The sequence below is a fragment of the Saccharopolyspora sp. 6M genome (genome assembly GCF_020176775.1).
Classification (GTDB): Bacteria; Actinomycetota; Actinomycetes; order Mycobacteriales; family Pseudonocardiaceae; genus Saccharopolyspora_C; species Saccharopolyspora_C gregorii.
This window is the reverse complement of the sequence record NZ_JAIUJZ010000166.1, coordinates 1-11,703: the sequence shown is the minus strand read 5'-3', so window position 1 is coordinate 11,703 and position 11,703 is coordinate 1. Positions and strand designations below refer to the sequence as shown.

12 protein-coding genes and 1 pseudogene are annotated in these 11,703 nt (G+C 73.9%); 5 read left to right on the top strand and 8 right to left on the bottom strand.

Going from position 1 to position 11,703, the window contains the following annotated elements; translation table 11 throughout:
• Window positions 1–400, top strand: a pseudogene (locus tag LCD31_RS20930) (precorrin-6y C5,15-methyltransferase (decarboxylating) subunit CbiE); the annotation flags it as partial.
• A complete protein-coding gene (locus tag LCD31_RS20925) occupies window positions 397–1,713 on the top strand; it encodes a cobalamin biosynthesis protein (protein WP_224960440.1) in 1,317 nt (438 codons plus the stop codon). The pseudogene LCD31_RS20930 and the gene LCD31_RS20925, both read left to right, overlap by 4 nt.
• Before the next feature lie 40 nt (window positions 1,714–1,753).
• Here LCD31_RS20925 and LCD31_RS20920 read toward each other — a convergent pair whose 3' ends face one another.
• Window positions 1,754–2,023, bottom strand: a complete 270-nt coding sequence (locus LCD31_RS20920; protein ID WP_224960439.1) for a DUF1876 domain-containing protein — start codon at window positions 2,021–2,023, stop codon at window positions 1,754–1,756.
• A 334-nt stretch (window positions 2,024–2,357) separates the two neighbouring features.
• Here LCD31_RS20920 and cobA point away from each other — a divergent pair, with 334 nt between their 5' ends.
• The gene (gene cobA, locus LCD31_RS20915) at window positions 2,358–3,602 is read left to right on the top strand and encodes a uroporphyrinogen-III C-methyltransferase (protein ID WP_224960438.1); all 1,245 of its coding nucleotides are present in this window, start codon (window positions 2,358–2,360) and stop codon (window positions 3,600–3,602) included.
• Window positions 3,603–3,814: 212 nt separating this feature from the next.
• On the opposite strand, the gene metG is transcribed toward cobA, so the two are convergent.
• The 5 genes from metG to LCD31_RS20895 form a co-directional block, all read right to left on the bottom strand.
• The gene (metG, locus tag LCD31_RS20910) at window positions 3,815–5,533 is read right to left on the bottom strand and encodes a methionine--tRNA ligase (protein ID WP_224960436.1); all 1,719 of its coding nucleotides are present in this window, start codon (window positions 5,531–5,533) and stop codon (window positions 3,815–3,817) included.
• Window positions 5,534–5,868: 335 nt separating this feature from the next.
• Window positions 5,869–7,104, bottom strand: coding sequence for an NAD(P)/FAD-dependent oxidoreductase (locus LCD31_RS20905; RefSeq protein WP_224960434.1), 1,236 nt, complete (start codon window positions 7,102–7,104; stop codon window positions 5,869–5,871).
• Window positions 7,101–7,229 carry a hypothetical protein gene (locus LCD31_RS29205; protein ID WP_255615711.1) on the bottom strand — a complete coding sequence of 43 codons (129 nt, stop codon included), beginning with the start codon at window positions 7,227–7,229 and terminating at the stop codon, window positions 7,101–7,103. Before LCD31_RS29205 ends, LCD31_RS20905 begins: the two co-directional genes overlap by 4 nt.
• A 119-nt stretch (window positions 7,230–7,348) precedes the next feature.
• Window positions 7,349–8,440, bottom strand: coding sequence for a winged helix DNA-binding domain-containing protein (locus LCD31_RS20900; RefSeq protein WP_224960432.1), 1,092 nt, complete (start codon window positions 8,438–8,440; stop codon window positions 7,349–7,351).
• A 24-nt stretch (window positions 8,441–8,464) separates the two neighbouring features.
• Window positions 8,465–9,025 carry a DinB family protein gene (locus LCD31_RS20895; protein WP_224960431.1) on the bottom strand — a complete coding sequence of 187 codons (561 nt, stop codon included), beginning with the start codon at window positions 9,023–9,025 and terminating at the stop codon, window positions 8,465–8,467.
• 93 nt (window positions 9,026–9,118) lie between these two features.
• Here LCD31_RS20895 and LCD31_RS20890 point away from each other — a divergent pair, with 93 nt between their 5' ends.
• Window positions 9,119–10,126: a YafY family protein gene (locus LCD31_RS20890; RefSeq protein WP_224960430.1), complete on the top strand. Its 1,008-nt coding sequence runs from the start codon at window positions 9,119–9,121 to the stop codon at window positions 10,124–10,126.
• A 111-nt stretch (window positions 10,127–10,237) separates the two neighbouring features.
• On the opposite strand, the gene LCD31_RS20885 is transcribed toward LCD31_RS20890, so the two are convergent.
• Together LCD31_RS20885 and LCD31_RS20880 are read right to left on the bottom strand one after the other, a co-directional pair.
• The gene (locus LCD31_RS20885) at window positions 10,238–10,429 is read right to left on the bottom strand and encodes a DUF397 domain-containing protein (protein WP_224960429.1); all 192 of its coding nucleotides are present in this window, start codon (window positions 10,427–10,429) and stop codon (window positions 10,238–10,240) included.
• Window positions 10,426–11,268 (bottom strand): helix-turn-helix transcriptional regulator, encoded by an 843-nt coding sequence (locus LCD31_RS20880; protein ID WP_224960428.1) that lies wholly within the window; start codon window positions 11,266–11,268, stop codon window positions 10,426–10,428. The genes LCD31_RS20885 and LCD31_RS20880 overlap by 4 nt, the downstream gene beginning before the upstream one ends.
• Window positions 11,269–11,398: 130 nt before the next feature.
• Between LCD31_RS20880 and LCD31_RS20875 the strand changes: the two genes are divergently transcribed.
• On the top strand, window positions 11,399–11,614 hold the full coding sequence (locus LCD31_RS20875) for a hypothetical protein (protein WP_224960427.1): 216 nt from the start codon (window positions 11,399–11,401) through the stop codon (window positions 11,612–11,614).
• Window positions 11,615–11,703: the final 89 nt, after the last annotated feature.

Below are 11,703 nucleotides of genomic sequence, written 5' to 3'. Positions count from 1 at the left end.
CCGGCTCGGCGCCGCCACGATCGCCGTCGAGTCCGACGAGACCCAGGTGGTGCGGCTGATCACCAACGCCGCCGGGCACGGCGTGGACGTGCGGGTCGTGGAGCGGGCCGCGCCGGACTCGTTGCGGGACCTGCCGAAACCGGACGGCGTGTTCGTCGGCGGTGGCGGTCCGGACGTGGTCGCGGCCTGCGCGCACGCGGGCGCGGCGCGGATCGTGGTGGAGCTGACCGAGCTGGAGCGAGTCGGGCCGACCCGGGAGGCGTTGCGCACCGCGGGCTACCAGGTCCGCGGGGTGCAGCTGGCCGCCAGCAGGCTGGTGGAGCTCGCCGACGGCGGCTCCAAGCTGGAACCCACGGCACCGGTGGTGCTGGTGTCCGGGCACCGCAAGGCCGACTCGTGATCGGTCTGTTCCCGCGCACCCCGCAGGAGCAGCGCACCGCGAACGAGCTGGCCGCCCGGTGGGGGCCGGACGCGGTGCTGGTCGACGGCGGGCCGGGCCCGGCGCTGCGCCGGATGTGGTCCTCGCTGGACGGGGTGGTGCTGTTCCTGCCGGTGGGCGCGGCGGTGCGGCTGATCGCGCCGCTGCTGCGCGCCGAACGCACCGATCCGGAGGTGGTGTGCGTGGACGAGCACTTCGCCGTCACCGTCTCCGGTGGGGCGCAGGCGATCGCGCCGCGGATCGCGGAGGTGCTGGGGCGGATCCCGGTGCTCACCGCGGGCGCGGCGGCCACCGAGCTGGACGAGCTCGTGGACCGGCTCGGGGCCACCGCGGACGGTGATCTCGCCGGGTGCGCTCGGGCGATCGACGACGAGGAACCGGTGCTGCTGGTGAACCCGCACGGGTTCCCGCTCCCCGCGCTGCCGGAGAACGTGTCGCCGGACCGGGAGGATCCGGTCTGGACGGTGGTGGTCGACGACCGGCGGCCCGGGGAAGATCTCGGCGACCGCGTGGTGCGGTTGATCCCGCCGACGCTGGTGGTGGGCGTCGGTGCCGTGCGGGGCGTGTCGCGGACCGCGGTGACCGGGCTGATGTCCCGGCTCGACCGGGAGCACGGGCTGGACCCGCGCGCGATCCGGGCGTTCGCCACCGCGGAGGCGAAGGCGGAGGAGCGCGGCATCCTGGACGCGGTGCAGGACCTGGGTTTCTGGCACTCGGCGGACGCCGAGGAGCTACCGCTGCGCTCCTACCCGGCGGCCGAGCTCGCAGAGGAGGACGTGCCGAACCCGAGCGAACGGGTGCGGGCCGAGGTGGGCACCGCGTCCGTCGCGGAGGCCGCCGCGCTGCGCGCCGCCCGCGAGCTCGCCGGGGAGGACGCCGAGGTGCGGCTGGTCGTGCCGAAGCTGGGCGCCGACGGCGTCACCGTCGCCGCCGCCCGGATCCGCCCGCGCGGCCGGATCACCACGATCGGTCTCGGCCCGGGGCTGGCGGACCTGCGCACCCCGCGCGCGGACGCGGAACTGCGCCACGCCGCCGCTGTCGTCGGCGGGGCGCCGGAGCTGGAGCTGATCCGCGACCTGCTGCACCCGGGCGCCGTGACCCGCCGCGTCGGGTCCGCCGAGGAAGGTGCGCTCGCCGCCGCCGAACTGGCGGCCGGGGGCCGCACCGTGGCCCTCGTCGGCACGGACGACGCGGCACCGCTGCGCGCCGCCGTCCAGGACGAACCGGCCTGCCGGGCCGTGCACACCGAATGGATCCCCGGCGTGCGCGGCTGACGGCCGGATCGTCGCCCCGGGAGCACCGGGGACCGCGACCTCACGCCATGAGGTGCACGCGCCGGTGCTGGCGGGTGCCGATGTCCTCCGCGGCGGTGTCGAGCAGCTTGTGGCCGAGTTCGAACAGCGCCCTGGCGAGCGCGATCTCATCTCCGATCTGCGGGACGTCCGGGTCGTCCGGGTGCCGCCGCGCGGCGCCGTGCCCGTGCAGCGCCCTGCCGTCGCCGGTGACCATCCCGACGTCCGCGGTGGTCTTCATGCCGGCTTCGACGACCTGCATGTCCAGTGTGAGCGTCCGGTTCGCGTGCATGGCCGCCTCCCTGGTTCGCCTGCCCCCAGGATGCGCCGCCGAGGACCGCGCGGCAAAGCGGTCCGGGAGGCGGTTGCGCTGGTGAGAGAGGTCACCGCAGGTTTGACCTCCGTTCCGGGGCGGGTGACGATACTGCGGTCGGTCGAGGCGCCCCCCGGATCGTTCGGCGGCGGCCCCGGCGGCTCCCCGTGGCAGGATGGTCCGGCGCCGCGCTCGGCAGGCGCCCCGCCCCGGCGGATCGGACCCGGCGACGGGTCGAGGTGACGCAGCGGCGTCCCGCGCTCAGGCCACGGCAACGGCGCCGCGGTGAACATCGACACGAACGACGGACGGCATGACCACGCACTCATCTGCGCAGCACACCTCGGGCGAACACCACTACTTCGCGGGACTCGACCTCACCGGCAGGCGGGTGGTGGTGGTCGGTGCGGGCGGCGTCGCGCAGCGGCGCGTGCCCCGGCTGATCGGCGCGGGCGCGCGCGTGGAGGTCATCTCGCCGGAGGCGACGCCCGCGGTCGAGGCGATGGCCCAGACCGGGGAGATCACCTGGCACCGCAGGCCGTACGCGGACGGCGATCTGGACGGCGCCTGGTACGCGGTGGCGTGCGCGACGGGCCACGAGGTCAACGCCGCCGTCTCCGCCGAAGCCGAGCGCCGCCGGGTGTTCTGCGTGCGCGCCGACGACGCCGCGCAGGGCACCGCGGTGACCCCGGCCGTCGCCGAGCACGGCGGGCTGCTGCTCGGCGTGCTCGCCGGGGGAGCGCACCGGCGTTCCGCCGCGGTGCGGGACGCGCTGGTCACCGCGCTGCGCTCCGGGGTCGTGGACGAGCACGCGGAGCGGCCCGCACCGGGCGTCGCGCTCGTCGGCGGCGGCCCCGGCGCCCCGGACCTGATCACGGTGCGCGGCAGGCAGCTGCTCGGCCGGGCCGACGTGGTGATCACCGACCGGCTGGCCCCGCGCGAGCTGCTGGAGGAGCTCGGCCCGCACGTGGAGGTCGTGGACGCCTCCAAGATCCCGTACGGCCGCGCCGCCAACCAGGACGTGATCAACGAACTGCTGGTGGAGCACGCGCGCGCCGGGAAGTTCGTGGTGCGCCTCAAGGGCGGCGACCCGTACCTGTTCGGCCGCGGCTACGAGGAACTGCTGGCCTGCGTGGCCGCCGGGGTGCCGGTCACCTCGGTCCCCGGCATCACCAGCGCGTTCTCCGTGCCCGCCGCGGCCGACGTGCCGGTCACGCACCGCGGGGTGGCGCACGAGGTCGTGGTGGTGTCCGGGCACGTCGGCCCGCACGACGAGACCTCGCTGGTGGACTGGCCCGCGCTGGCGCGGCTGCGCGGCACGCTGGTGCTGATGATGGCGGTCAAGCGCATCGGCGAGTTCGCCGCGGTGCTGATCGAGCACGGCCGCGACCCGAAGTCGCCGGTCGCGATCGTGCAGGAGGGGACCATGCGCACCCAGCGGGCGGTGCGCACCACGCTCGCCGAGGCCGCCGACGCGGTCCGCGCCCACGACGTCGCCCCGCCCGCGGTGATCATCGTCGGCCCGGTCGCCGACCTCACCCCGCCCGAACGCCGCTGACGGCCGGAGCGATGGCGGCCGCGGGAGCGATGGCGGCCGTCGGAGCGCCTCTGACCGCCCGAACGCCGTCGGCCGCCGGAACGCCGTCGGAGCTCGGGCACAGCTGACAGCCGGCGCGCCGTCGCCGCGAGGGAACCACCGACCGCATGAGAACGGCCCACCCACCCGATCCTGCCGGGCTGGTGGGCCGTTCGTGGCGTCGTCCGCGCGGGTCAGCTCTCGTCGGGGGCGCCGCCGAAACGGGCCCGGTAGTCCGCCAGGTCGTCCTCGGTGACCTTCGCGAACAGCACCGGCGGGATGGTGAAGTCGGTGCCCGCCGGGACGAGCTCGAAGGACCGCGCCTCCTCGACCGACACCCAGCTGCGCTGCGGGTCGTCGGAGGCGAACGCCGCGCGCATCGCCTTCGCCGCGCCCGGGACCAGCGGTTCGGACACCACCGCGTACAGGTAGATCAGGTTCATCGCGGTGCGCAGCGTCAGCGCGGCCGCGTCCTGGTCGGTGCGGATCTGGATCCAGGGCGCCTTCTCCTCCAGGTAGGAGTTGCCCGCGCTCCACATGGACCGCAGCGCCTGGGCGGCCTTGCGGAACTGCTTGGCCTCCAGGTGGGTCTGGTAGTCGGCGAGCAGCCCGCCGATCTCCGCGGCGAGCCGCCGCTCCGGTTCCCCGGCGGCGTCCCCGGCGGGCACCTGGTCGCCGAACCGCTTGCGGGAGAACGACAACACCCGGTTCACGAAGTTGCCGAGGGTGTCGGCGAGGTCCTTGTTCACCACCGAGGCGAACAGCTCCCAGGAGAACGAGGAGTCGTCGGACTCCGGCGCGCTCGCGATGAGGAAGTAGCGCCAGTAGTCGGCGGGCAGCAGCTCCAGTGCCTGGTCGGTGAAGATGCCGCGCTGGTCGCTGGTGGAGAACTTCCCGCCGTAGTACGTCAGCCAGTTGAACGACTGGACGAAGTCGACCATCTTCCACGGCTCGCGGGTGCCCAGCTCGGTCGCCGGGAACATCACGGTGTGGAACGGGACGTTGTCCTTGGCCATGAACTCGGTGTAGGTGACGTCCTCGGCCTCGTACCACCAGGACTTCCAGTCCCGCTCGCCCGGCGCCAGGTCGGACCACTCCTTGGTGGCGCCGATGTAGCCGATCGGCGCGTCGAACCAGACGTAGAAGACCTTGCCCTCGGCGGCCAGCTCCGGCCAGGTGTCGGCGGGCACCGGGACGCCCCAGTCGAGGTCGCGGGTGATGGAGCGGTCCCGCAGCCCCTCGGTGATCCACTTCCGGGCGATGGAGGAGGACAGGTTCGGCCACTCGCCGCTCGCCTCGTCCAGCCAGCCCTCCACCTCGTCGGTCAGCTTCGACTGGGTGAGGAACAGGTGCTTGGTCTCGCGGACCTCCAGTTCGGTGCTGCCGCTGATCGCCGACCGCGGTTCCACGAGGTCGGTCGGGTCGAGCACCCGGGTGCAGTTCTCGCACTGGTCGCCGCGGGCCTTCTCGTAGCCGCAGTGCGGGCAGGTGCCGATGATGTAGCGGTCCGGCAGGAACCGGCCGTCGGCGGGCGAGTAGACCTGCCGGATCGACTGCTGCTCGATGAAGCCGTGCTCGTGCAGCTTCCGCGCGAAGTGCTGGGTGATCTCGCGGTTCTGCTCCGAGGAGGTGCGTCCGAAGTGGTCGAAGGAGAGCTCGAAACCGCGGTAGATCTCGGCCTGCGCCCGGTGCTGCTGCTCGCAGAACTCCGCGACCGGCAGCCCGGCGTCGGCGGCGGCCAGCTCGGCCGGGGTGCCGTGCTCGTCGGTGGCGCAGATGTAGAGCACCTCGTGCCCGCGCTGGCGCAAGTACCGGGAGTAGACGTCGGCGGGGAGCATGGAGCCGACCATGTTGCCCAGGTGCTTGATGCCGTTGATGTACGGGAGCGCACTGGTTACCAGGTGGCGGGTCATTCGAGAATGCTCCAATAGCGTTGTTTCGGTGCAGACCCCGCTGAATCCGGCCGACGCCGGCGCGCGCATGGGTGCTGACGAACACCGTTGACCAGGGAGATGCTACCGGCACGGGATCGTCGGCACGGCTCGCCCTCGCCCGGCCGGACGCGGTCCGCGAGGGGGTCGTCCGGCCGGGCGGGTGCTGGTCACCGCACGGGGGAGGACGGTGCGCCGGGCTGCTCGATCTCCCAGGTCGCCGAGGTCGGTGACGAACCGGTCGCGGCCGTTGCCGGTGCGGGACGTGCGCGAGGTGCTGGCCGGTGCGCCTCCCGTTCGCCGTCCCCGGGGCGGGATCAGGTGGGGACGGCCTCCAGCGCGGTGACGGCCTCGTCCCACGGCCGCGGGTCGGCGACCAGGGTCCGGAGCGTGCGGGTGGGTTTCGGGGGCACACCGATGGTGAGCGCCCCGCAGGCCGTGCTGCCACGGCGGTAGAGGGCCGCGACCTTCGGCGCCGCCGGATCGGCGCCGTCGAGCACGCGCAGCCGCACCTCGTCCGGTTCGGCCAGGTCGCCGAACGCCTGCACCTTGAACCGGTACTGGTCGGACCAGAAATACGGCACCGGGGCGAACGGGCTCCGCTCCCCGAAGCGCTCCGGGTCCAGTTCGGCCAGCAGGTTCCGCGCGGCCGCCATGCCCTGCTCGGTGGCGTTCATCCGGTGCTCCACCCGGACCGGGCGGCCCAGCACCGGGTGCGGCCAGCGCGCCACGTCCCCGGCCGCGTAGACACCGGGGGCCGCCGCGCAGAACTCGTCGCAGCCGACGCCGTCGGCGAGGTCCAGCCCGCTGTCGGCAAGCCAGTCCACGGCCGGCGTGGAGCCGATCGCGACCAGCACCGCGTCCCCGGTGATCTCCTCGCCACCGGCCAGCCGCACGCCGCGGGTGCGGCCCTCGTCGTGGACGAGCCCGGCGACGGATTCGCCGAGCCGCAGCTCGACGCCGTGCGCCCGGTGCGCGGCGGCCAGCAGCGCGCCCGCTTCGGCGCCGATGGCGCGTTCCATCGGCACCGGTTCCGGCGCGACCAGCACCACCTCGTGCCCGAGTTCGCGGGCGACCGCGGCGACCTCGACGCCGAGCACCCCGGCGCCGACGACGACCAGCCGCCGCCCGGGGAACGCCAGCGGTGCGCGCAGCGCCAGCGCGTCGTCGAGGGTGCGCAGCACGTGCGCCCCCGGCGACTGCTCCGGCAGCGCGCGGGCCGCGACACCGGTCGCGATGATCACCCCGTCGCAGTCCAGCGCGTCCGCGCCGAGCAGCACCCGGCGATCGGCCACGTCCAGCCCGGTCGCCCGGGTACCCAGCCGCAGGTCCAGGTCGAGCCCGTCGAGCGCGTCGGCGGCGCGCAGCCCGGTGCGGTCCGGTTCCCACGCGCCGGACAGCACCTGCTTGGACAGCGGCGGCCGGTCGTAGGGCAGGTGCGGTTCCGCGCCGACCAGTGCGATCTCCCCGTCCCAGCCGCTGCGGCGCAGCTGCTCCGCCGCGGTGAGCCCGGCGGCGGAGGCGCCGATCACCGCGATGCGCCCGGCGCTCATCCGCGGGCCCGGATCGCCGCTGCCGGGCACCCGGCCGCGGCCGCCCGGACCGTCTCGTGCACCTCGGGCGGGGGCGCGCTGTCCAGCAGCACCACGACGCCGTTCTCGTCGATCGTGATCTCCATGCTTCTTCCTTACCCCTCGACGGGTTCCGGCGTCACCACGGGATGCGAAGCGGCTTGGACCACCTCTGGATGTCAGGTGAGCGGCCCGTTCGCCCCGTGGCGCTGGTCGAGCGGGCCGCTCACCTGGGGAGGTGCACGTCGTCGTGCTGTCCGGCCGAGAGGAACAGCGCGAGCTCCCGGCCCTCGTCGGCGACGGCGGACCGTTCGGCGGCGGTGAGGCGGCGCAGCGGATCGACCCGCAGCGCGTCCGCCTCCGCCCGCCAGGTTCCCGCGAACCTGCCGTCGACCAGCACCACCCGCTCGCCCGCCACGGACAGGCCGCGGTGCTCGTCGGCCACGATCCGGCTCCGGTCGTGATAGCCGAGGACCGCGTTGTCGAACGCGGGCAGGAACCGCACCGGTGCGGGCACGTCCGGGTCGGGGCGCGGTGCGTCCGGCAGGTCGAGCAGCTCGCGGCCCCGCTCGTCGCGGAACGACACCAGTTCCGGGCGAAGCTCGGCCACCGCGCCCGGCAGCCCGGCGAGCCCCGACCAGGCGCGCACGTCGGCGGTCGCCGCCGGGCCGAACGCGGCCAGGTAGCGGCGCACCAGCTCCCGCCCCACCGGATCGGAACCCGGCGGCGACGGCGGGTCGACCTCGCGACCCAGCCAGTCCGCGAGCGGCACCACCCGCACCCCGCCACCGCTGCGCCACAACCCGCGCGGCGGGAGCTGCACCGCTGGGACCAGCGCCGCCACCAGCACTTCGCCCAGCGCCCGCCGGGACGGGCCCGGCCAGCGGTCGGTGAGCGCCCCGGCCAGTTCGGCCATCGTCCGCGGTTCGCCGTCGGCGAGCGCCGCCCGGCCCGCGGCGGCCAGCTCGTCCAGGTCGATCCCGTCGAAGTCGCGGCGGTAGGCCGCGAGGCCGCGCTGCCGCAGCATCGCGTCGTGCCGGGACCGCCAGCCGAGCGCGTCCTCGGCGGTGAGCAGGTGCACGGTGCGGCGCATCAGGTGCGTGCGCACCAGCCTCCGCCGCACCAGCAGGTCGGAGAGCTCTCCGGGGTCGAATCCGCGCAGCCGGGCGAACAGTCCCGCGAACGGGGCCTGCGGTTCCTGCGCCTGCATCCCGCACAGGTGCGCCACGGCCGCCGCCACCGGCAGGTCGGCGCGGTCCAGCAGCAGTTGCCGGGCGAGCGTCGCGCGGTTGAGCGCGCGGGTTCCGAGGACGGTCATCTCGTGTCCTGTTCGCGGGAGGGATCAGAAGCCGCGGCGGCCGTCGATGGTCTCCCGCAGGATGTCGGCGTGCCCGGCGTGCTGGGTCGTCTCGGCGATCACGTGGATCAGCACCCGGCGCGCGCTGCGCACCTCGCCCGGCGGGTTCCACGGCACCTCCGGCAGCGGGTGCGCGACGTTCAGGTCGGGCAGCGCGGACACGACCTCCGCGGTGCGCGCGGCGACCTCCTGGTAGCGGGCGAGGACGTCGGCGAGGGTGTCGCCGGGCCGCATCCGGAACTCCTCCTGGAACTCGATCATGCGCTGCGGCAGCGTCGTCGCCGTCCCCGCCATCAGGTCCTCCCAGGTGACGCCGTCGGGCAGTTCGACGGCCATCGCGGAGGTGCCTTCGAGGATGAAGCGCACCCAGTTGCGCTCCACGGACGTCACGTGCTTGATCAGACCGCCCAGGCACAGCTCGCTGACCGTCGGCCGCAGCCCGAGCTGCTCGTCGTCCAGCCCGTCGGTGGTGGTGATCAGCGCCGTGCGGGCGGCGTCGAGCTCGGCGAGCAGGTCGGCGCGCTCGGCGTCGAGGGTGGTGGTCACGGTGGTCCTTCCGGTGGTGCTTCGTCGTCGTGGGCCCCACCTTGACACCGGTAGCGGCCAGGACGCGTCCGCTTCTCCGGGCACTATGGGGTCGTGCCGAAGACCTCCGCGCGGTTGCTGTCGTTGCTGTCCCTGCTGCAGGCCCGCCGGGACTGGCCGGGCGCGCTGCTCGCCGAACGCCTCGACGTCAGCCCGCGCACGGTGCGCCGCGACGTGGACCGGTTGCGGGAGCTCGGTTATCCGATCGCGGCGATCAAGGGGCCGGACGGCGGTTACCGGCTGGGCGCGGGCAGCGAGTTGCCGCCGCTGCTGTTCGACGACGACCAGGCCGTGGCGCTCACCCTCGCGCTCCAGCTCGCCGGCACCTCGGGGGCGGGGCTGGAGGAGGCGGCGCAGCGCGCGCTGCACACGATCCGCCAGGTGCTGCCCGCCCGGCTGCGGCACCGCGTGGACACGGTCCGGGTGACCGCGGTTCCGCAGCCGGAGGCGCGGGTGCGGGTGGAGCGCGGCGTGCTGGTGGCGCTCAGCGCCGCGGTGCACGCCCGCGAGGAGCTGCGCTTCGACTACCTGCACCCGAGGCGGGAGGGACCGCCGCGGCGGGTGCAGCCGCACCACCTGATCACCTGGGGCGGGCGTTGGTACCTGGTGGCGTGGGACCTGGACCGGGCGGACTGGCGCACCTTCCGCGCCGACCGGATCGCGCCGCGCACGCCGACGGGGCCGCGCTTCGCGCCGCGCGAGGTGCCCGGGGGCGACGTGGCGCGGTTCATCACCGAGAAGTTCCGGGGCGCGCAGGGCTGGCCGTGCCGCGGGGAGGTGGTGCTGCACCGACCGGCGGAGGAGGTCGCCGAGTTCCTGTCGGACGACCTGGTGGAACCGCTCGACGAGGGCCGCTGCCGGTTGCTGGCCGGTTCCTGGTCGTGGTCCGGGCTGGCGGTGGCGATCGCGCGGTTCGGGGTGGACTTCGAGGTGGTCGGGCCGCCGGAGCTGCGCGCCGCGGTCGCCGACCTGGGGCGCCGCTGCGCGGCGGCGATCGACCAGCCACCGGCCGCACCGCCACCGGCGGCGGACGTCCCGTCGAGGAGAGCGCCGAAGTCGTGAACGGGATGGCCACCACCGGGCCGCGGCCCCACCGGCACCTTCCAGGAGCCGGACGGCGAGCTCGGCTGGTGACCCCGCGAGCCGGGGCCACCACCGAGGCCGTCCGTGGTGTCAGCGGTCGTAGCGCCCGGTCTTCACCGCGGTGAGGAACTCGGACCACCGCGGAAGATCGGTGACCAAGTACCCGGCCGCGCGATTCTTGGTGTCGCGGATGGCGGCCCGGCCGTCCGCGCGCCCGATCTCGACGCAGTTGGTCTGGTTGCCGCTGTAGCTCGATTTCCGCCAGCGGAAGGCCTTGCTCATTTCTCTTTCTCCATCTGATCGGTGATCTCAGCGACGAGAGCCGCAGAGGCTTCGCGGCTCATCGCCATCCCGCGAAGTCTCTCGGCTGCGTTCTGGTAGTCCTGCACGTCCTTGGCATCGGTGATGGTCGTACTGGAGCGGTAGTGCTCGAGATGCACCACCGGCTTGTCCCGACTGAATTCGATCAGCACGAACGGGCCTTCGAGCGCGGGAGAATATCCGCCACCGAGCGGCAGGACCTGGGCCTCGACGTTGTCCCGCTGAACCCACTCCGAGAGATGTCGGAGTTGTTCGACCATCACGGCGGGTTCGCACGGCGGATAGCGGAGGGCGTGTTCACCGATGATCGCGTTCAAGGCGGCCGGTGTGCGGCGGCTGAGCACATCTCGGCGTCCCAGTCGATAGGTCACGCGCTTGTCCGCTTCGCCGCGGGTGGCGCCCGCTCCGCGCATGATCGAACGTGCGTAGTTGCCGGTCTGCAGCAGTCCTGGGATGAGCAGTGGTTCGACATCGGTGATGCGCTGAGCGGTGCGCTCGTACTCGGTCAGCACGGTCAGCTGTTTGCCGACTCCTGGCGCTACCCAGTTCGGATCTCCGGCATCCCGGGCGAGTTGCAACAGGCGTTCGCGCTCGTCGCCGGTGACGCCGAGGATTCCCAGCACGGCGCCGACATCGGCCTCGCGCGGCGTCAGTTTGCCGTTCTCCCAACGGGAAACATGGGTGTGGCTTCGCCCGAGCCGAGTCCCCAGTTCGCTGGTGGACAAACCTGCTGCTTTGCGCGCTGCGCGCAGCTCCGCTCCGAGCTGTCGCGCTCGAGGTGTGTCGGCTGTGCTGGGCATGCACAAATCCTAGCCAGAGCCCTGTCCTGTCCCCGCTTCACCCGAAGGAGATCTTGCCGCGTTGTGCATGCACAGGTTTATAGTTCTTGCACAGGCGGGAGTGGGATGGCGACAACGAATGGAGCGATCGATGGCACGGGTGTTCATGGCCTCGGAGCAGGAATCGGTGTGGCACGTGGTGGAGCTGCGCACCGGTGGCGCACGGCCGATCGCCCGCTGCGGCCACGTGATCCGCGGCCGGGTGCACCGCCGCCTCGGGCGCCCGGAGCGGCCGCGCGGGATGTGCGACCCGTGCGCTTCGGACGTGAACGGCCGAGAACCGCGCCCCACGCCGGAAGCCGCCTGAGATTTCCAGCAGGCCCTCGGTGCCGACCGCCCGAGGGCCGGACCGGCCCGCGTCCCCGACCCCCGACCGGGCGTGGGCCGGTTCGGCCC

Excerpts from the sequence above, each read along its gene's own strand:
- LCD31_RS20920 (WP_224960439.1), bottom strand. The coding sequence starts at position 2,023 with ATGCACGCGAACCGGACGCTCACACTGGACATGCAGGTCGTCGAAGCC.
- cobA (WP_224960438.1), top strand. The coding sequence starts at position 2,358 with ATGACCACGCACTCATCTGCGCAGCACACCTCGGGCGAACACCACTAC.
- metG (WP_224960436.1), bottom strand. The coding sequence starts at position 5,533 with ATGACCCGCCACCTGGTAACCAGTGCGCTCCCGTACATCAACGGCATC.
- LCD31_RS20905 (WP_224960434.1), bottom strand. The coding sequence starts at position 7,104 with ATGAGCGCCGGGCGCATCGCGGTGATCGGCGCCTCCGCCGCCGGGCTC.
- LCD31_RS29205 (WP_255615711.1), bottom strand. The coding sequence starts at position 7,229 with ATGGAGATCACGATCGACGAGAACGGCGTCGTGGTGCTGCTGGACAGC.
- LCD31_RS20900 (WP_224960432.1), bottom strand. The coding sequence starts at position 8,440 with ATGACCGTCCTCGGAACCCGCGCGCTCAACCGCGCGACGCTCGCCCGG.
- LCD31_RS20885 (WP_224960429.1), bottom strand. The coding sequence starts at position 10,429 with ATGAGCAAGGCCTTCCGCTGGCGGAAATCGAGCTACAGCGGCAACCAG.
- LCD31_RS20880 (WP_224960428.1), bottom strand. The coding sequence starts at position 11,268 with ATGCCCAGCACAGCCGACACACCTCGAGCGCGACAGCTCGGAGCGGAG.
- LCD31_RS20875 (WP_224960427.1), top strand. The coding sequence starts at position 11,399 with ATGGCACGGGTGTTCATGGCCTCGGAGCAGGAATCGGTGTGGCACGTG.